At 46.5% G+C, this 19,779-nt stretch carries 23 protein-coding genes; 5 read left to right on the top strand and 18 right to left on the bottom strand.

What is annotated here, in order from left to right; translation table 11 throughout:
* Positions 1-156: 156 nt before the first annotated feature.
* Complete coding sequence (locus QRD89_RS06735) at positions 157-825, top strand: DsbA family protein (protein WP_026578471.1); 669 nt, start codon at positions 157-159, stop codon at positions 823-825.
* Between the two features lie 41 nt (positions 826-866).
* On the opposite strand, the gene QRD89_RS06730 is transcribed toward QRD89_RS06735, so the two are convergent.
* A complete protein-coding gene (locus tag QRD89_RS06730; protein WP_286096564.1) occupies positions 867-1,622 on the bottom strand; it encodes a class I SAM-dependent methyltransferase in 756 nt (251 codons plus the stop codon).
* Between the two features lie 151 nt (positions 1,623-1,773).
* On the opposite strand from QRD89_RS06730, the gene QRD89_RS06725 reads away from it, so the two are divergent.
* On the top strand, positions 1,774-2,103 hold the full coding sequence (locus tag QRD89_RS06725; protein ID WP_286096563.1) for a hypothetical protein: 330 nt from the start codon (positions 1,774-1,776) through the stop codon (positions 2,101-2,103).
* 201 nt (positions 2,104-2,304) lie between these two features.
* Here the strand turns inward: QRD89_RS06725 and QRD89_RS06720 are convergent, their stop codons facing one another.
* The 13 genes from QRD89_RS06720 to QRD89_RS06660 form a co-directional block, all read right to left on the bottom strand.
* On the bottom strand, positions 2,305-2,796 hold the full coding sequence (locus QRD89_RS06720) for a GNAT family N-acetyltransferase (RefSeq protein WP_286096562.1): 492 nt from the start codon (positions 2,794-2,796) through the stop codon (positions 2,305-2,307).
* Between the two features lie 54 nt (positions 2,797-2,850).
* Positions 2,851-3,204, bottom strand: coding sequence for a DUF4181 domain-containing protein (locus QRD89_RS06715; protein ID WP_008637325.1), 354 nt, complete (start codon positions 3,202-3,204; stop codon positions 2,851-2,853).
* A gap of 2 nt (positions 3,205-3,206) precedes the next feature.
* Entirely contained in the window at positions 3,207-3,929 is a 723-nt protein-coding gene (locus tag QRD89_RS06710) for an AAA family ATPase (protein WP_286096561.1), read from the bottom strand.
* 33 nt (positions 3,930-3,962) lie between these two features.
* On the bottom strand, positions 3,963-4,361 hold the full coding sequence (locus QRD89_RS06705; protein WP_286096560.1) for a DUF1259 domain-containing protein: 399 nt from the start codon (positions 4,359-4,361) through the stop codon (positions 3,963-3,965).
* A gap of 69 nt (positions 4,362-4,430) precedes the next feature.
* On the bottom strand, positions 4,431-5,069 hold the full coding sequence (locus QRD89_RS06700; protein WP_286096559.1) for an alpha/beta fold hydrolase: 639 nt from the start codon (positions 5,067-5,069) through the stop codon (positions 4,431-4,433).
* Between the two features lie 74 nt (positions 5,070-5,143).
* Positions 5,144-5,521, bottom strand: coding sequence for a DUF4440 domain-containing protein (locus QRD89_RS06695; RefSeq protein ID WP_026578464.1), 378 nt, complete (start codon positions 5,519-5,521; stop codon positions 5,144-5,146).
* A 27-nt stretch (positions 5,522-5,548) separates the two neighbouring features.
* The gene (locus QRD89_RS06690; protein ID WP_008637316.1) at positions 5,549-5,965 is read right to left on the bottom strand and encodes a GNAT family N-acetyltransferase; all 417 of its coding nucleotides are present in this window, start codon (positions 5,963-5,965) and stop codon (positions 5,549-5,551) included.
* Positions 5,966-5,984: 19 nt separating this feature from the next.
* On the bottom strand, positions 5,985-6,272 hold the full coding sequence (locus tag QRD89_RS06685; protein WP_008637314.1) for a hypothetical protein: 288 nt from the start codon (positions 6,270-6,272) through the stop codon (positions 5,985-5,987).
* 13 nt (positions 6,273-6,285) lie between these two features.
* Positions 6,286-6,453 (bottom strand): hypothetical protein, encoded by a 168-nt coding sequence (locus QRD89_RS06680; RefSeq protein WP_161484894.1) that lies wholly within the window; start codon positions 6,451-6,453, stop codon positions 6,286-6,288.
* A gap of 12 nt (positions 6,454-6,465) precedes the next feature.
* Complete coding sequence (locus tag QRD89_RS06675) at positions 6,466-7,044, bottom strand: type 1 glutamine amidotransferase family protein (protein WP_286096558.1); 579 nt, start codon at positions 7,042-7,044, stop codon at positions 6,466-6,468.
* A gap of 159 nt (positions 7,045-7,203) precedes the next feature.
* Positions 7,204-9,546 carry an RNA polymerase recycling motor HelD gene (helD, locus tag QRD89_RS06670; RefSeq protein WP_286096557.1) on the bottom strand — a complete coding sequence of 781 codons (2,343 nt, stop codon included), beginning with the start codon at positions 9,544-9,546 and terminating at the stop codon, positions 7,204-7,206.
* Positions 9,547-9,749: 203 nt separating this feature from the next.
* Positions 9,750-10,535 carry a DUF4037 domain-containing protein gene (locus QRD89_RS06665; RefSeq protein WP_286096556.1) on the bottom strand — a complete coding sequence of 262 codons (786 nt, stop codon included), beginning with the start codon at positions 10,533-10,535 and terminating at the stop codon, positions 9,750-9,752.
* A complete protein-coding gene (locus QRD89_RS06660) occupies positions 10,532-10,852 on the bottom strand; it encodes a hypothetical protein (RefSeq protein WP_026578460.1) in 321 nt (106 codons plus the stop codon). The genes QRD89_RS06665 and QRD89_RS06660 overlap by 4 nt, the downstream gene beginning before the upstream one ends.
* A gap of 808 nt (positions 10,853-11,660) precedes the next feature.
* On the opposite strand from QRD89_RS06660, the gene QRD89_RS06655 reads away from it, so the two are divergent.
* Both QRD89_RS06655 and QRD89_RS06650 read left to right on the top strand, forming a co-directional pair.
* A complete protein-coding gene (locus QRD89_RS06655; RefSeq protein WP_152413443.1) occupies positions 11,661-12,320 on the top strand; it encodes a hypothetical protein in 660 nt (219 codons plus the stop codon).
* 112 nt (positions 12,321-12,432) lie between these two features.
* Positions 12,433-12,930, top strand: coding sequence for a hypothetical protein (locus QRD89_RS06650; RefSeq protein ID WP_286096555.1), 498 nt, complete (start codon positions 12,433-12,435; stop codon positions 12,928-12,930).
* A 496-nt stretch (positions 12,931-13,426) separates the two neighbouring features.
* On the opposite strand, the gene QRD89_RS06645 is transcribed toward QRD89_RS06650, so the two are convergent.
* The 4 genes from QRD89_RS06645 to QRD89_RS06630 form a co-directional block, all read right to left on the bottom strand.
* Complete coding sequence (locus tag QRD89_RS06645; RefSeq protein ID WP_008638082.1) at positions 13,427-14,971, bottom strand: BCCT family transporter; 1,545 nt, start codon at positions 14,969-14,971, stop codon at positions 13,427-13,429.
* A gap of 139 nt (positions 14,972-15,110) precedes the next feature.
* Positions 15,111-16,556, bottom strand: coding sequence for an FAD-binding oxidoreductase (locus tag QRD89_RS06640; protein WP_286096554.1), 1,446 nt, complete (start codon positions 16,554-16,556; stop codon positions 15,111-15,113).
* A gap of 51 nt (positions 16,557-16,607) precedes the next feature.
* Positions 16,608-18,050 carry an FGGY-family carbohydrate kinase gene (locus QRD89_RS06635; RefSeq protein ID WP_286096553.1) on the bottom strand — a complete coding sequence of 481 codons (1,443 nt, stop codon included), beginning with the start codon at positions 18,048-18,050 and terminating at the stop codon, positions 16,608-16,610.
* Between the two features lie 26 nt (positions 18,051-18,076).
* On the bottom strand, positions 18,077-18,853 hold the full coding sequence (locus QRD89_RS06630) for an SDR family oxidoreductase (protein WP_286096552.1): 777 nt from the start codon (positions 18,851-18,853) through the stop codon (positions 18,077-18,079).
* 237 nt (positions 18,854-19,090) lie between these two features.
* Between QRD89_RS06630 and QRD89_RS06625 the strand changes: the two genes are divergently transcribed.
* The gene (locus QRD89_RS06625; protein ID WP_008638075.1) at positions 19,091-19,657 is read left to right on the top strand and encodes a glycerol-3-phosphate responsive antiterminator; all 567 of its coding nucleotides are present in this window, start codon (positions 19,091-19,093) and stop codon (positions 19,655-19,657) included.
* The last annotated feature ends 122 nt before the right edge of the window (positions 19,658-19,779 follow it).

The following is a 19,779-nucleotide window of genomic DNA, read 5'->3' as shown; positions in this document are numbered from 1 at the left end:
GACTTTTCACACTACATCATGTAGTGTCTTGGTGAAGGAACTTTCCACTCTTTTTTAGAGGAAGAAGAAGCTTCCACACGATCGATAAGGGGAACAAGTACAACAGCAGAATCCCTGACCGATCATACGTTTACACGAAGGACAGGAGGACAACTCATGAAGAAGCCATGGATATGGATGTTGGTTTTTCTCGGCATCGTAGTCATCGCAGGAATCATCGGGGTCTATGCAGCAACGAATTCCGATGATGATACAGGGTCCGGGGATGCACCATCCGCAGACACCTATGAAGGACAGCCTTATCTTGGAGATGAGGATGCAGAAGTGAAGATTGTCGAGTTCGGAGACTATAAGTGCCCGTACTGCAAAGACTTTACCGCAAATACGTACCCATTGATCGATAAAGACCTCATCGAGACAGGAAAAGCGAAGTTCTATTTCGTCAACTACCCGTTCATCCACGAGGATTCCAAACGGTCGGCTGAATTCGCCGAAGTCGTTTATCAGGAACTTGGAAATGATACGTTCTGGGAATTCCATGACCTATTGTATGAAAAACAGAACCCTGGTGAAGAGCAGGAAGAAGTCTATACGGAAGACTACCTCGTAGAGACGCTGGAAAGCATCGCAAGCGAGGAAGAAGCACAAACCGTACTGGAAGCGTACCAGAACGGCGAAGGAGAAGATGCCGTCGAGCGCGACTTGGATCTGGTGAAAGAGTGGGGCGTCACCAGCACTCCTGCGCTGTTCATTGACGGCGAGCGCTTTGAAGGAAGCACGCATGAAGATTTCGTACAGGCTGTTGAGGAAGCACAGGGAGAATAATCGAAACAGGCAGAAGGAGCACATCTGCTCCTCTGCCTGTTTTATTTTTTCACTGCTTCAAATGTGATGACCTGATCGGGCTTTGACGGATACACTCCGCGCTTATAATCCGCAGATATCTCTTTCACCTCAAACCCGCACGCTTGCAGAACCAGAGAGAATTCCTCCACTCCGTACCACCGGGTCGGAAAACGCTCCTGTTCACTTTCCATCAGCTTCCCATTTCTCCACCGCTCATACCGATGATGCGAAACGACATACTGACGGATGTAATCCACTTCCACCTGCTTCGCTTCCAGCGTAATCGTATCCCCGTTCGGGCAGTCCCACTGCTTCACAGACACCTTCCCGAGTTGGATATCCGTCTCCAGAAAGACATCGAGGAGTAGTTTTCCTCCTGTTTTCAAATGATGATGAAACTGCCGGAGGGCCGCGATCGACTTCTCCCGTTCATGAATCAAAAGGAACGTCCCGGTCGGTACTACGATCGCTCCGTATTCCTCACCCAGGTCGAAGTCGGTCATATCCGCTTCGAAAAGCTTTGGAGCAAACCCGCTCTGCCGGCAGTTGGTACGGCAGACAGCGAGCATGTCCGGAGACAAATCGAACCCGTCCACGTCATATCCATTTTCAAGCAGCGGAATCAACAGCCGGCCGGTGCCGACGGCAGGCTCCAATAGTCTGCCGTTCACCCCGCCCAGATGGTCCAAATAAAATTCGATATCCCCGAAGGAGTGGCCGATCGGTTTATCCAGGTCATACACTTCTGCAGATAAAGAGTTGTAAAATCCGAACATTTCCTCACCTCATTTCAATCCTCATTTTCCAATGAGAGATTTATAAAGAATAATTTTCATGATAGAATGTAATACATAATTTTACATATCATTCACGAAATGACCTTCCCTTATTTTGTGATAACCAAAAAAAACCATTAAGGAGACTACTATGTTAAAAGAAAAAAAAAGTAAATGGACCATCCTCATACTAGCGGCCGCCCTCGTTTGTCTATCTATTTTCTCCATGTATCAGATGTTACAAAACTATTCCCAACAGGAGGTACATGATAGAGAAGAACTCTTAGCTGCTGTTATGTGGGAAATTACAAACGAAGACAGTGGCCTTGCGAAAGAAGCAATTGATGAAATTACTGTTATAAAAGCGAAAGCCGGCATTCCCCCGTTCAACTATGATGTAGCTGTCAATAAAAAGAATGGAGAACAGGTGCTGTATTCCTGGAAAGACGAAGAGAAAAGTGCTGTTCAACGAATAAATTAAGGAAAGGGAGCATCCTCTATTTAAACCAATACTCCTTCTTTTCTTACAGAAAATGAACAGCCCGCCCCTCACTGATCTTTCTTCTTGGAATTCGCCGCAAAAATACCACTGAACAATGCAAGGCAAATGGCAAACCATGTCCAAAAACTCATCCGTATCCCTCCGCTTTCCGACATCTCTCCTTACATATTTCTACAATGGTCAGGAGAAGTCCTCCGGCGAACAGGAATTGGTGATTACATCCTTCCACATGTGAGCCCTCTGTCCATCATCCACGTACATTTCATAGCCATTATCCATATAAAACCGGATAGCCTGTTCCCATTCCCGATGGGTTTCCAGCACCAGCTTCCTGTACCCGGTTTGAAACGCATACCTTTCCATAGAGCGCAGCATCCTTCTTCCTATCCCGGACCGCCTGAATTCCTTCACGACAGACATACGCACGAGCCTTGCCGTACCTTCGTCCTCTTTCACCACAGCTGCCGTCGCAACCACATGAGAATCAAAGACGGCGATAAGAAATTTACTGCCAGTCTTTTGATAGTTCAATAAAATATCATCCAAATCAGGATTCAGAGAATGGTCGATAAAGCCGAAATACTCTTCCATTCCGGCAAGGATCACCCGCTTCGCTTCTCTTTCAAATCGGCTTTCTATTTCCATGATTTTTATAGTTTCTGTATCTATCATCGTATCCTCCTTCATAAAAGAGTGCGAGCAAACGGACCATCTCCTCGACCGTTCTCAGAGAATGACATAATGCCCTGCGAGTAAAAGAAGGAGGACAGACACCATAAGCAGGAGCGTTACGACAAACTGCCTGGAGTTCTTAATATACATCCACTCAAGCAGAGCATGGAAACTGTTAAAAGCAACAATCCCACTGATAAATAACCAAAACCAGTTCTCAGCTGTCCGATCTATGCTCCATAACAGGAGGAGAAAGAGGATGAAGAATAGACGACTTCCCCACCGCTCCACTCTCCACGCTTTCGTCGTTGACAGGTCAACCTTGTTTACGCCTAACCACCGGTGGAGGTATTTATCCAACAGATACATAAGCAGACCAGCGCTGATAAAAAACAAAAGAATATCCATACCTATCCCTCTTCTTCCCGGAACAGTTCATCAAGGATACGCTCTTTATTTTCAAGGAAAGCCCTCGTTATTTGATAGTGATCCGTTTCTTCATAAGAGATCCGTTCGATTTTCCCGCCGTCGAACGAGAGGATATCCGCATTCGGGTAGCCCAGCAGGATCGGGGAATGGGTGGCGATGAGAAACTGGCTGTCCCCTTCTGTCTCCAAGTCATGGAGAATCTTTAAAAAAGAGAGCTGACGCTGCGGGGACAAGGCCGCTTCCGGTTCATCCAGCAAGTAAACCGCCTTCCCTTGGAAGCGGTTCGTAAACAGAGAAAGAAACGATTCCCCGTGGGACTGCTTGTGAAGGGAGCGGCCGCCGTAGCCTCCGAGCGCCCCCACTTCCTCGATATGAGTAGCGAAGTTGTAGAAAGATTCCGCTCGTAGGAAGAAGCCCCTGGACACTTTCGGCATCCACGAAAGCCTGATATAGTCACCGAGGTCAGACGCTGCAGCATGAACATCATACGTGTTATTGCGCCCGCCGCCGGCGGTGTGAAAGCCGCACATATCGGCGACGGCTTCCAGCAGCGTCGATTTTCCGGATCCGTTCTCCCCGACGAAAAATGTCACACGGCTTTTCAGATCGAGATGGTCAAGGCTCCGGATGGCGGGTATGGAAAAAGGATAAGCTTCATAGGATTCGATATTCTCTCGCAGGAGACGGATTTCTTTCAAAAACATATGCTGCCTCCTTTATTGTTGTTCTCTTTCTAATCAAGGGACGGGATAACTGCTTAACGATGAAAACGCCCGCGCCATTTTACTGGCGAAATCAAGCGGCGGTTCCACTGATTGGATGTGCATATACATGACAGTCGGATTCATATACAGCCAATGATTATGAAGCGCGCCCACAACCAGCCCCTGCTGGACAACCGCATTCATAAAACCCGGTATTTCCTCTTCTAATACCGCTACTTCCGCAAGACACAAAGCTCTTCCATTCATATCAAGGGATTCAAAAGAAAGACCGACAGGGACGACCGCCCGACTAGGACGGCCTTGAACCGCGGCCTGGAAAGTCCGATGCAGCGATACGGTACAGGTCCCGTGTTCCAAGCGGCTCCTGCCGTTTACCAGCTCAGCGAAATGATCACATAGGGAGGATGGCATGAAATCAGTCCTTCCTTCTTTTTATCCGTCCATGTATATTCGCTTGCTCAACGGTTCAGAAGAACGGTATCATTCATCGTAAAGAAACGACGTGATTTCCGTGATGACTTGATGCATGATGGTCAGAGACCTGAAGGGGTCCAACGGGACAGCCTCGAGCGAATGGTCCGCCTCTTGAATAGTAGTGACTTTTGCCTCTCCCTTCATTACCCGTTTCACCGTTTCTTCCATATAATGATGATCCTTGTCTCCTATGATGATAAGTATCTTGTTGGATACGCCTGCAAGTGTTGCTGCCAGAGAATCTTTCTTAAGCAGCGGCGTCAAGATGACGAAGTAAGCATCGGGATAATCATCAAACATCCTGCGCCCTAAAGCAAGTGTGCCGAGCGATTTCGCCACCACCACCATACGTGAGTAGGTCCGACCGAATAATACAGCACGGATTACCGCATCGACGTCTTCTGAAACCAATGCCGCAAACTTGTCATCATATAAATCAAGCCTCTCATCCATGTAATCGTAATGAATATGGACGATATCGGTACGCTTCTCAAGCATGCCCATCGTCGCGTAGTAAAACAGCGGTTTGTCATAGGTGTAACTGGATCCGGACAGCATGAAGCAGACGGTGTCGGATTGATTTTGAATATATGTGTAAGCGAGCTTTCTCCCTCTTATTTCTACTTCCCTCTTATCCACTTTCATACCCTTTTCTCTCCTCTCATCCACCACAGAAAAAACTCGGAAACCCCCAAGTCTGAACAACCCAATTTTACTTCCTATCTTTCCAGTTCTATGTATTCCTTCACGAGTTTCCAATCATCCGCTTCTTTCCTCCAAACGAACATACACTGTGCAGAAAAGGCGGTTCCCTGGATGACGTTGGTCTCCCTCCCGAGCACGATCTTCTCCTGCCCGTCCTTCCTCTCCCCTATAGAAGCGATTTCAAAAGTCTTCTCCGCCTCATCCATCTGCTTCAAGACAGCTTCCAAGTCATAGTCGTAGAAATATGGATCCGGCTGCAGAATATCCGACCGGGACCAATAACCGACGAAATCCCTGGACATAAACGCTCGTATGCCCGCAGCCTCCTTCGTAGCAAATCCCTCATTCCAAGCAGAAAAATACGCGTCCAGTACTTTTTCTATTTTTTCCATAGATATGCTCCTTTCTATGAATAGTCTTCAACGGTCGAACCGTTTGACCATGTAATACTGCGCGAATCCCTCCGGGTGATCCTCCAGTGTTCCGAACACCTCGAATCCATGCCGCTTATAAAAGTCCGGTGCCTGGAAGCTGAACGTATCCAAATGGATGAAGCGGCATCCTTTTTCGCGGGCGGCCGTTTCCATTTTTTCAAGCAGCGCACTTCCGTATCCTTTTCCTCTTAATGTTTCCTCCACCCAGAAGAATTCAATATGCATGTGATGCCAGAACATGTTCGCCGTAATTCCTCCGACGATCGTATCGTCGTCCTCTTTCAACAGGAAACTGATATCTTCATTCGGCGTCTTAAGCTCATCCGGCAGCATACGCATGTTATGTTCGATGACTTTCTCCCTTACATAATCCTCCAGTTTTTCTTCTTCTATGATTCTCAATTCTCCTCCTCCTTCCCGATTATGGATAATGACAGAGGGTAAACCCCTGTTTTTGCGCGCATTCCTGCATTTGTTTCACTAGATTGTCATGAGAAGACGCTGTTTCCCCCTGCGTTATTACACGTCCGTCCACCTCGAACTCCTCATAAATGAGAAAGCTGGAGCGATTAATCTTCCTCACAATGAAGGTATTGCATTCATATTCCCCGCTCCTTATATTGGGAGATTGGATAAAGGCAAGAATGCCTTCATAGTACTCCTGATCAGTAATTTCCGACTCGAGAAAAGCCTGCAAATCATCCATCATGTTCCCACCTCCATCACCAGTCGAATAAAGAATGGAGCGCCTTCCCGGCCATTCGGAGCATCCAAAGAAGGAGTCGGAACGGAAGCAGCAGCAATTCAGGGATGAATAACAGAATATCCAGCCAGTCGCCGGAATCAGACTTCCTTGCTTTCTTCCGTTTCCATTTACTTTTCCTATTCATCTCACTTCCCCCTCAATTTGGCAGGAATCCTTCTTTAAAGAAGCCGTACCATTCCTCGCGACCGCGCTCATCCATTACGTTCAATTCCGTAAGAATATCCCGCGAAAATTCCAGCGCCGCACTGCCGTTAGCCGTGATCAAACCGCTGCTGCGAACAGACTGCGCCTCTATATACAAGGAGTCTCCCTCATAAGCAGCCGCCCCTTCCTTCAAATATGCCAATGAGTTACCGGTATGCTTCCGATTATCAAGGAACCCATGCCTGCCGAGGAACGTCGCTGCATCACAGATGGCCGCTACCGGTACATCCAGGTCCAAACAACTCCGTACGAGCGCTTCCGCCTGCTGGTTTTTCTCTTCTCTCCATCCCGTCCCGCCCGGAAATATGACCATAGCAGGAGATGGGTCCAAGCGTTCGCCCAACTGATAATCGGGCAGCACCGTCATACCGCCCATCGACACTTTCGGTTCCTTATCAATGCCCATCGTTTCGATACTGTACCCCGTTCCCGGCTTATTCAACTCCGCCGTTATGTAGCCCACTTCCCAATCCGCATAACCATCTGTAACAAACACGAGCACCGTCTTCATCTGAACCCTCTCCCTTTATGAATCCTGTCTATTAACAATTTATCATTTATTTCATTTTTTTAACATATTTAACAATGGAAAGGAGCCCTCTTCCTTTGAGACAGCAAAAAAGCTTACCCATCAGGATAAGCTTTTTTACCATTATCATAGATCTCCGTTTCACTTCGACACAGCGAGAACCGTGCCAAGCGATACTCCGTTCAACAGACGCGTCGGCTCCCCGACACTGTACAGGTGAAGCGTGTGCATCGCACGCGTACAGGCGGTATAAAACAGCCGGCGCAGGTGCTCTTCTCCATAGACCCGATCCGATGCATCATAAATAAGGACCGCATCGAATTCAATCCCTTTTGCAAGATAGGATGGAAGGACGACCACACCCTGCTCGTATTCGTCCGTGCTTTTCTTAACGAGCTTAAGGTCGTCGACTGCCCCTAGTCCCTCAAAGGCATCCGCGCTTTCCCGAGCCGATTTACAAATGATGGCAATCGTATGGTGGCCTTCCTGTTTCAACGCAGCGACCCGGGACACGATCTCTGCATGCAGCTCTTCCCGGGTATCAAGCGTGGTCAGCGTCGGCTTTTCTCCTTCCCGCTCAAACGCCTTGATCTGTTCCCCTTCCGGCACAAGCTCTCTTGTGAATTCAATGATCTGCTTCGTCGACCGGTAGCTGCGATCCAGCGTAATGCTTTCTGTTTCCTCTGGTCCGTACAATCCACTCAGAAAATCAAAGTTCACCGATTGGTCCGCGTGGGCGAATATCGCCTGATTGAAATCTCCCAACACCGTCATGCGGGCGCTCGGGAACAATCGTTTGATGAACTCGAATTGGAACACCGAATAGTCCTGCGCTTCATCGATCAGCACATATTTGATGGCGTTATTTGACTGGAAGCCTTGAATAAGCTCCTTCAAAAGAAGGTAAGGCGTCGCATCTTCCTGATACAACTTCCCTTCCTTCAACGCCTCCTTCGTCATTTCACAAATACGGGACCATTCATGTGGTACACGACTGTCGTCCCACAACTTGTCATGGAGAGATTCATCGAAGATCTGACGATACAAGTTCTTGATATGGATGAACTGAAGCGCCTCGATCTTTCGGCGGAGCGGCTTCAACCTTCTACGGACGATCAAACGGGAAAGGACTTCCTGTTCTTTTTCATAAAATTTATACGTGCCGTCTTCGTATTCTTTTTCCTTATCCAGACGAGTATATACCTTCTGGAGATCATCTTTACTGAGCAGCTCGATTTCTTCCTGGACCCACGGCTTTTCCAGTTCCCTAACCTCGATCCGGTCGATCATCTCGAGAAGCCAGTCCTTCAGCTTCTCGATCCTGTTGTTGAAACGGAGATTTGTATCCTCCGTATAAAAGCGCTCGGCGATATCCGCTGCTTTGACCAGCGATTTTCCGCGAAACTTCAGCCCACGGAAAATCATGCCGGAGGACTCCAGCATGTCGCGGTATGTTTTCATCCCTTCAAAGAAAACGGAGGAGGCTTTAAATTGAGCACTTGCCCTTCTTACGCCGTAATCAGGGTCGTCCGTGCATTCCAGCATGTACTCCAGCTGCTCGTAAGGACCTTCCACGGAGAAGGAATCCTCGAGCCGGTACTCCAAATAGTCCTGGAATGTTTCCTGCTCCATATTTTCTTCCCCTAATTCCGGCAGGACGTGGGAGACGTAATTGGAGAACATAGCATTAGGAGAAAAAAGGATGATCTGGTCCGCTCTCAAGTTTTCCCGGAATTTATACAGGAAATAAGCGATTCGCTGGAGCGCGGCTGACGTCTTGCCGCTGCCCGCTGCGCCGTGCACCATCAGGAGTTTCCCTTTCACATGCCGGATGATCTTGTTCTGCTCTTTCTGGATGGTTGCAACGATGCTCTGCATGTGTTTGTTGGAACCCTGGCCAAGAACTCCCTGAAGTATTTCATCCCCGATGGTCACACTCGTATCAAACATGGACTCAATGACACCATTCTTAATGTTGTACTGCCACTTTTTTTCAAGCTCCCCGTGAATGCGGCCCTCCGGTGTGTGATAGGCGGCAGGGCCCGGCGCATAGTCATAATAGACACTTGAAATCGGGGCCCGCCAGTCATAGATGAGAATCGATTCATCGGCTTCATCCGTAATCGTCGATATCCCGATATGAACAGACTCCGCTTCCTCCTGACCCTCTTCTCGGAAATCGATCCGGCCGAAATACGGAACTTCTTCCACCCGCTTCAGCCTTTCCAAGCGGTGGAAGGCCTGTCTGTGCGTTCCCTGACTGACCGACAGATCCTGCGCCTGCTGTCTCATCCCGATGATCGTTTCCAGATAGTCGTCGAACGTATCCATGTTGATTTTCAGATCATCCCAAAAGTGCTTACGGATATGGATCACTTCTTCTTTCCGCTTGGCGGCGTCCGCTTCCAATACGCCGATCTGCCTTGCGATATCTGCCATCACCATATCCAAATATCTCTGTTCTTTCTGTATTTCGTCGCCCAAATCAAGTCCTCCTTTAGAAAAAAACGCATCCGCTATTGACTCCGCGCCCTTTTTAAGTTATAATTTATAATGGATACATATGTTCAATAGTTAAAATAGAGTCACTGATTAAATTTACCATACCTTTCTTCCCAATGCAATACTTTTTGAGAATATAGATAAAACCAGCGGAGCATAGAGCTCCGCTGGTTTTTTAATACCTGTCAACCGCGCTTCGATACCAAGGCCCGCACCTCTTCCACCAACGCTTCCAAGTCAGCGAGCGTATCCGCGGGATCTTTAGAGATAAGGGTGGACATCCGCTCGCCAAAACGGTCCGGCTTTTCTTCCATTCTGTCTATGTTCCATACCATCCACTTGAAAGAAGGATGCTGGACATACATCCGGTTCATGCCGAACAATACGCCCATCAACTTTTTCTGGACAAACGTCACAAGATCATAAAACATCAACCAGTCCCCGCGGGCCTTCAGCGCCTGTCGGTTGCTCCAGCGATTCGTCAGCTCGAGGTTTTCAGAAATCATCTTCGCTGCGAGCACATCCGGATAAGCATCCGTCCTTGTTTTCATCCGTTGCCCCTGCGCTTTTCCATAAAGAATCTTTCCATCCTGAATGGAAGACAGGATGCACTGTTTATCATAATCGAACTCTCCGTCTTCGACGACGTCTGTTATGTACCGTTCCACTGTCTCCGTAAGGAAACTGCTGATTTCAAACTTCAGCCCCGACTCGTCGGTGTAGGCTTCCGACCATTCTTCGTCTTCATATGGTTCGAAGCTCAGAATCGATCCACCCACCTCAGAAACCGGGCCGATTCGATCCTCCTCCGTCGGCGGCGCTTTCCAAAGGATGTGCAATTCAATGTCCGAAAACGCATCATCCCATCCGCGCGCGACCGATCCCGCAAGAAAGATCACCTCCACCTTCGGATTTTCCGCGTAAAACGCGGCCTGCGCCTCTGCTTTCTTTACCAGATCCGCTCCCCTCACAGGAAATAATCCTTGTAATAAATGATCGTGGCGATAAGAGCGACGATCGTATAAACGACAGCCGTATAAAAAACGACCGTCGGCCGGAAGGTCTGCTTATCCTTCTCCACTTTGATGCCCGTCTGTGCCTGGGCACTCAGACGGATGGCATCCGATGCAAATCCCCCGGAAGAATTAAAAAAGCCAACGGTGGTAGCCGCCGCTAAACCGGTAAGGAAGGCATAATCCATCACCGTTCCTCCCAAGAAGGCGGCAATAAGCCAGTTGGCCGCCGCTATAGCCACGATTGTCGCTGAAGACCAAAACACATGCTTCATCATCATCCCCCCCTTTATATTTTGTATACGTTTGAGTATATTAGATGTTTCAAAATATTCTAAATTCATTGCCCCTGTTAAAATTTAGTGTTGATATTATTACAAATAAGAAACTTCCAATTTAACACTCCGTATCGAGTTGTTTTCACATAGAGCTATGTGCTAATTAACTATATTAAATCAATGTGTAAACCACCAAACAAAATATAAAATTACTGAGATAATCAGTAGAATTCTACTACTAATTGCAGCTAAGGAAATATAACAACCTTGACGTACTTTTTACCACTGAATGACAAGAAATACAGCAGTAAACGACAATAATTAACACCATTTATTCTGGTTTAGTTAAGTCCCTGTAAACGCTAAACCAGAGTTAACAGTAGTGTAGCCACTACTGTTAAAACAACCCATCGTATTATTGAAGTTCTCATAATCAGGAATATCGGCTTGCCCTACACCTACTGTAATTAGTAATGCTAATAAAACTACTACTAAAGTAAACTTTATTAATCATAAATATTCTCTTTGTATAAGAATTACTTTTTATCTCTAGCTAAATTTGTTTGTTTCAGCCTTAAAATCGTATCCAGTATATCCGTTATCATAAAAATTACCAAAAGCAGTAGAATAGTCTCTTATTTTCCTGAAACTTGCCCCCCAAGTTGCAATAGATCCTCAAGCATAAATAACAGGTAACTTTTCCCTCGTTCCATTTGACTCCTTATTAAATTAAATCGTAATGTTATGTTTATTTTATTACAAAAAGGTTACATACAATATATACCAAATGATGGGTGATTATATTTTGAAGAAAATGTTTTTGTTACCCGTATTTTTCATTGTTTTATTTTTTGCATTGATTAGCTTTGGAACTTCAGCATCTGCATCGATTAGTACAACAGAAAATTCTGATGAATATACTGAAAACTTAATGGGACTTAATATAGTAATTCCGTATAAGAAGTCTGAGGTGAGTATTGAGAAATTTGAGGAGCCTTTAAAGGAAAAGTTATTCATCTATGATAAGGAGACTAATGAATTATTAAAAACCTTCACTGTTAAAGAAGAAATACCTCTATCTACACAAGATGTTAGTGCCCAAGATACATTTTTAACTGTCAGCGAATCACGAATAGATAATGATTTAGAAAGTACTTTGAGCGCACGCCTTGTAATAGAAGGATCAGGTTCCTTTAGACAAATTAATGAAGTAAGAGATACTTTCTGGCAAACATCTAGTGGAAATCACCAGCTAGTCAATAGAACATCTGATGCTATATCAACAACTGGTTCTTTTCCTACAACTGAAATTGAGGTGACTGGAGCTGCAACAATTGAAGTAGAAACTACTTATGAAGCATCCGCAGGATTTGAAGCAGCTGGATTTAGTGTATCTGGTGGAACAGGCGGCTCATATTTTGCTAGAAAAGATATTGCCGAAGGCTTTACTGAAAGAACATACTAAAGAATCAGGTTATAAAGTGGGTAGGAAATTCCTACTCTCTTATATATATTAGGAATGCACCTTTAACATTTGTTAAAATGTATAATAATCATATTTGTTTGGGGTGGATATTTTGTTTGTAAAACAAAAATCATCTTATTTGAAGGTTTTCTCGCTCCTTGTATTGACTACATTAATCGTAGGTTGTTCAGAAGCAAATTCCGGGGAAAGTGATAACCTTGAACAACAGATAGAAGAAAAACAAGAACACTTTGAAGAAATTATTGCAGAACAAGATGAAGAGTTTGGAAAACTAGTTTTTTATATTTTAGAAGATAGCGAAAACAACCAGGGAGTTGGCTTATCAATTTTCCAGGAAAGTAACGATGGAAATTGGGAGTATTCTAAAGGAACAGCACACTTGGCGTCTACAGGAGAAGTATATTCTTCCGACTATATCGAAATCGATGACTCAACAAAATTAGTTTATGGGTATATTAATGAAAAAGATTTTAATGATTTGAGTTTAGATAAGCTAGATGAAGTAAATGATGAGGAAATTGAATTAAATAGTTCTACTATAACCTATTCATTAGTAGACATTGATCAAGATATTAAGTTCACAAATTAAAACAAATAAAAAACCGCCAAAAGTGAGAGCTTTTTGTTCTATAGTTTTAAACCACGTGAATTAGCAACCTCAACACCTTATCTAAATGTCTATGTATATATTTAACAATTCATTTTCAACACAATGGATAAAGAGTACCTTTTTAAAAACACTTCGAAATTTTGTCTTCTAGACAACTGCGTTCTTGAATAAAAGAAATAGCTGAAGATTAACTATACAATTTTCAGCTATTGCCCCCGTTTACGTACGATATGAATCCGAGGTAACCGTAACGCTTATATCACCCAAGCACCCAATATAACGAACGAAGTACCAATGACTAAAACAAAACTCTTTGCTAAACTATACGGGGTTTTATTGAACAATTTAAAAAGACTTTCCCATTAGATATAGAAGCTTGAACCAAGGACACTTGTTCTAATTGTTCAAATATCAACAACAAACTTTAACTAAGCCTTTTCATTAAAAAAAGCCGGCAATCTGCCGGCTTTTCCCTTTATTGTCTATCTGAAGAATGACGATCAAATTTCTTCGGATTTTTCATAATGACCATTAACGAAATCAAGCTCAATACACCGAGGAAGAGAGCCGGAAACCCACCCAGATAAGAAAGCGTCCGAATCCCGTCCAACCCAAGGGTGGAAATGAAAATCAGCGCAACAGCACCTACAATCACACCCCACGTCACTTTGATGAAGACAGGAGCTTCCTGGGACCCCTCGGTTATCCCGGTGGAACTGATGCTTGCCATCGCATTCGTCGTCGAATCTGTTGCCGTGACAAATGAAATCATGACAGCAAGCAGGTAGATGATAATCAGAACACTTGCAAAGGGCAGCTCACTTAAAACAGCGTAACCGGCTGCCCCTGTTCCCTGTTCAGCAATCACTTCCGCCAGATCAACCTTCCCCGTCATTTGGAAATTAAGGGCGGTTCCACCCAGCACCGTCATCCATAGGACACTGAAAAAGCCGGGGATGACGAAGTTCATCATTATGACTTCTTTGACCGTATATCCGTAGGCGATCCTTGCCAGGAAAACCGCTGTTACAGGAGCCCAGGCCATCCAGTTCGACCAATAGAAGGTCGTCCAGCCGCTTGCCCAATCGTCGTTCGCTGTTTCTCCGGTGAACAGTGCTTTATCAAAGAAGTTCGACAGGAACCCTCCAAAGCTTTCCGTTCCCATACTGAACATGAAGACGGTCGGACCGAGAATGATAAGCGCAGCTATGATGATGTAGTACAAGTAGATATTAAAGTCAGCCAGCACCCGGATTCCCTTCATCAGACCCGTACTGGAAGAGACGATGAAGGCAATGGTCCCGATGATGGTGATGACTACCCAGAGCGATTTATCATTATCAATGCCGAACAGCGAGTTGATTCCTCCGCCCATATTCATTACGGACGTACCGAAGGAGGAAGCAATGGCCGCGGCTACTGCAAAAAGGATCACCGCATCGACGACCGTGTTGATTTTATCTTGATTGTAATTCCTGAGAGCCGGCGAAATTTGCGAGCCTACACTAAAGGAGCGCTTCATGTTGTAATAAGCGAAGGCAAACACGATGGTAGGGATGGAATAGAACGCATACGGGATGAATGTCCAGTGCAGATAGAGCGTTTCCATTGCAAAAATGGCCGCCTCCGCAGACATCGGCTCAATCCCAAGCGATTGTGGAGGAGAGGTGAAGTGAGAAATCGGCTCTGCTGTTCCCCAAAACAAAATTCCGGCAGCGATCGTCGTTGTCAACGTGATGGCAAACCATGTTTTCTTTCTAAGTAAAGGCTTCGCCTCTGCTCCCCCGATCTTCACGTTTCCAAGTGGAGAGAAGTACGCGAAGATAATCAGGATAACACAAGCGACGCCTGCAAGACTGTACACCCAGCCGAGCTCCTGCGTCATGAAGTTTTTGGCGACGGTCGTAACGTGTAAAAACCAATCATAGCTGACAAAGTTTAATATAATCGTAAGTAAGAGTAATACAAAGGCCGGCAAAAATACCAGCGGACGAATCCGCACCCTTTTTTTGCTACTCATATTTTTCCTCCTTGTTTTCAACAGGTTTTCTATGTTTCAGCAGACTTCCCTCTGCCGTTTCGTCATTATAAAAATGCAGACACCGCCGGACCGGTTCTTATTCCGGTCCGGCAGTCGACTACATCTAGAGAAGAAGCATTTACTTATCTTCTTTCGGGAAGATTGTCCCTTTATTCATGATGCCTTTCGGGTCAAATGCCTGCTTGAGCGTTTCCAAAATATAATAGGAAGAACCATATTCCTCTTTGATCCATGGGGTTCTGTGCTTTCCGACACCATGGTGGTGGACCATGGAACCGCCCGCCTTGATCGTTTCTTCTACAATGATCTTGTTGATCGGATAATGATATTTGGAGATTTCTTCTTCCGGCTTAATGTCAACAAGGTCGTAATAATAAACGAAATACATATTCGTACCGTTCATGTAACTGTGCGAGGAGTGACCGCCGAGCATAGTAATGTGAGGAATCTCTTCCCGCACGCGTTTGATGCACCGCTCATAAATATCATGAATGACGCCCCATGTCCCTGATACTTCTGTCGTAAATCCGATATTGTTCGTCTCTTTGATTTCTTTTCTCTCTTCCTGCACTTTTGCCGGTTCCCAATTCAGGTTCTCGAACCAGTTCTGAATCAAACGGCTTTCCACTTGTTCCGCCGGCCCGTGCTCGCTGACGATTTCTTCAATAGCTGCTCCCGTCACTTCCGCCAAAGCCTTCGGACCTTCCGCCATGAAGATAAGGACACATTTACCTTTCGAGAAATCAAAATGATCCGCTCCATCTTCCGGATCGTACAGCCGGGCCACAGACGGACGGTACCCCTGCACCATCACTTCCCGTAGAATTTCAAATCCTTTCTTCATATCATCCAATAAGTACCCGAAGTAGCGGTTGTTATCCGGCTGATACTTGAAGACCTTCACGGTCACTTCCGTAATGTAGCAAAGGGCTCCTTCGTTGCCGATGATGACATGACGAATATCAGGTCCTGCCGCGCGACGCGGGATGTTTCTGATTTTTGTCACTTCGCCATTCGGAAATACCGCTTCCAGACCGATCACCATGTCTTCAATGCCGCCGTACAAAGTGGAAAGCTGGCCGATACTACGCGTCGCTACCAGTCCGCCCATTTGAGCGAGCGGCTTCGACTGCGGAGAGTGGCCCGTCGTCAACCCTTGTTCCCTAAGCTTATCCTCCAACACTTCTAATGGAACGCCGCATTTGACGGTCGCCAGCATATCGTACGGATCGATGCTTACAATCTCATCCATTCCTGATCCATCGATGACGATGGAATTCTCCACAGCCGTCTCCAGACCACCTTCCGTAGCAGAACCGCCGGTACGAGGTACAGCGTTAATACCGTTGTCGTTCATATAACGAAGGAGATCGGATACTTCCTGCTCATCCTTCACTTTGACGACAGCAGCAGGAAGCGGCTGCGTGTAGATCCCGTGAATCGTTTCATATTTACGGAAACGGTCCACACTGTTTTCTTTCAACACTTCTTCTTCTGTAATGACCCTGTCTTCTGCAATAAATGCCTGGATGTCCTTTACAATCTGTTCTCTTGTCAATACCATAGTTAAAACTCCTCATCTTAAATTGATAGATTTATAGAAAACGGCAGCTTCTTACCGGTTGAAAAAGGCATGCGCCTGCTTCAAAACCGGGTCTGTATGTGCCGTTATTTGCTGGTACACTTCTTCATTAAACCGCGTATAAAAATCGTGCGTGTCCATGTCCGGCGAAAAACTGTCTTTGACCTTCACCATCTCCGTTATCGCCTGGTCGTAGTTCTCGTAGATCCCCAGCGCAACGGATGTATTAATCGCTGACCCGAGGCTTGCGGAACCGTTGATCACATTCCTGTCTGCCGGTACACCGAACACGTCGGCAAAAATCTGCATCATCAAGTCCCCGTTGGAGCCCCCGCCCGTAAGGATGATACGTTCCAGCCGTTCTCCCATCTCCGCGTACATAGCATCCATGTGGGCTTTCATCGTAAGGGCGATCCCTTCAAGAATCGACCGGTACATATGGGCACCTGTATGACGGACGTCGAAGCCGATCATCATGCCTTTCTTATACGGCTGCCCCGCAGGAGCCAGCCAGTCGAGAACGGTAAGGAGTCCGTCACTTCCCGGCGGAACACGGGAATCCGCTTCCGCGTTTAAGTAATCCTCCGGTGAAACCCCCGACGCTTCCGCTTTTTTCACGAGGTCTTCACCAAGCAGCTCTTTGAACCAGCTGACGGTCCACATACCCCGCCGGATTCCTCCACTTTCGTAGAGATACTCCTGCGGTACAGCAGAAAAGTTCGTCCAGTAATTCTCTGCTTCCTTCACATTCTGCCTACCGCCGTGCACCATCCCCGCTATGTACGTTCCCAGGGAAATCAGTGCCGTCTCTTGTGTGCGGATGCCCGCCCCAAGCGCTTCCACCGCTTTATCATTGGCGGTTGCAACAACCGGAAGCCCCTTCGGAATGCCGGTAGCCAAAGACGCCTCCTCCGTGATATGGCCGAGGATGGTTCCAGGAGGGTAGAGGTCAAAGAGCATGTCTTTCGACAGGTTGTATTGCTCATACAAGGAATCCTCTTCACTCCACCCCCACGTATCTGTATCTATCGGCCACTGGCCCTGGTAATTCCCTGCAGAATCCTTTTTCTCTCCAGTCAGCCGATGCGTGAGATAACCAGAGGATGTCGTGACGTAGGAAACTTCCGGATCTTCCTGTTCATATGGTTTGGAGACCCTCTCATCCATCCAGCTTTGGGCGGGGGAAGCAAGGCATCCGTCTGCTTTCAACAGACAGCGGACGAAGCGGATCGTGCACAACCCGACTCCGAGGATAGCTTCCCGGTCACCGGAGAACTGATCCATCGCCTTTTTCGATGCAGCAGCAAGGGAGTCCCAAAGATCATCTCCCGGATGCTCCACCTGCCCGGGTTCGGGAGTATCCACCGGCTTCAGCGGCTGTACTCCCCGGCTGACCGGGTTTCCTTTCAAGTCGTAGATCACCACCTTCGTACTCTGTGATCCTCCGTCGACTCCAATTATGTAGCGTTCCGTCATTTCGCCCCCAGCTCCTTTCTCCCTAATCAGCGGACAAGGTATCCTCCGTCCACTGCCATGATGTGTCCATTGACGTAGTCGGCAGCCCGGCTTGCCAGAAAGACGGTCGCTCCCATCAAATCAGCCGGTTCGCCCCAGCGGCTGGCAGGTGTGTGATCCAACACTTTCTGGTTGGCTGCCGGGTCATTGCGTGTGTTTTCCGTTATATCTGTGGCATAGTAACCGGGAGCGATCCCGTTCACTTGGATATTGTACTGAGCCAGTTCATCGCAATACGCCTTTGTAAGTCCGGCAATACCGTGCTTACTCGCCGTGTAGGCAGGAGAACCCTGTCCACCGTGGTAGGAAAACACCGAACAGATGTTGATGATCTTCCCTTGACGCTTCGGAATCATCACTTTCGCAGCCTCGTGACTCATTTCGAACGCTGCCGTTAAATTCACCTGCACCAACGGATCCCATTTGTCCCGTCCGAACTCGTTAAATTCTGCTACGGTATTCATCCCGGCACTGTTGACGACGATATCAAGCGCGCCCATCGTTTCCAGACAGCGGTCGACGATCCTTTTAGCGGCACCGTCTTCCGTCAAGTTCACTTCCATGAACTCCATCTTGGCTCCGGTCTGTTCAATAAGTTGCCTCGTCGTTCCATCGTCTTCTGTAAGACTCGGAATAAAAAGGTCCGCCCCTGCTTTCGCCAGGGCAAGAGAAAATGCACGACCCAAGCCTGTATTTCCACCGGTGACGATGGCTGTCTTTCCCTTCAAGGAAAAGAAATCCATCGAAAAATCGGTCATGTCCATATCTTCCACTCCTTCCTGAGCAGTTTTCGAGCAAAAAAAAGAGAGAAAAGCATACTTCCCCCAAGGAGGAAGTTACTTTTCTCTCGGCTCTAGTAACTCTAACTGTCTATAAGTATAGGCATAGTTACACAGACTGTCAAATTCGGACATGATTCCCTTCCCAAGGAGCCCTCCCCTTTTACTTAAACTAGTATTTGTATATAATAAAAAGAGAAATATGTGGATAAGGAGACTATTATGAGAGATCATGTCGAAGAAGCGCTGGAAGAAAATCCAGTCATCGCAGCTGTAAAAGATGACAAAGGATTAGAAGAAGCGATCCAGACGGATTGTACAATTATATTCATCCTGAATAGTGACATCATCAATGTAGGTGAGATTGTAGAGAAAGTGAAAACCCACGGGAAGCTTGCTTTCGTGCACATCGACCTGCTGGAAGGTACATCGAATAAAGAAGTTTCCCTGCAGTTCCTAAAAGAAAACACCCAGGCAGACGGGATCATATCAACGAAAGCACAAATGGTCCGCGCCGCCAAAAATTACGGTTTTTATACGGTTCACCGTTTCTTTCTTGTCGATTCCATTTCCTTTAAAAGCATCGATAAGCAGATTGCAAACTCCTCCCCCCACTTCATAGAAATCCTCCCCGGCATGATGCCGAAAGCAATCGGCTGGGTTAAAGACAAAGTACATATCCCCATTATCGCCAGTGGCCTTGTATGCGAGAAAGAAGATGTCGTAGAAGCGATCAAAGCAGGCGCCGTCGCCATATCATCGACAAATAATGAAGTCTGGTATATGTAAGAACAAAGAAGAGAGCTGTTCGCAAACAGCTCTCTTCTTTATTCTCAGCGGGGAGAATTCCAATCATTTCTCGGGAAATACTACAGCCGCTAAAATGCACTTCTTCTATCGCAGCCAATGGT

Origin of the sequence: Halobacillus sp. ACCC02827 (assembly GCF_030291935.1) — a bacterium.
Lineage (GTDB): Bacteria > Bacillota > Bacilli > Bacillales > Halobacillaceae > Halobacillus.
The sequence above is the reverse complement of the archived record's forward strand: the minus strand, read 5'-3'. Positions and strand labels throughout refer to the sequence as shown.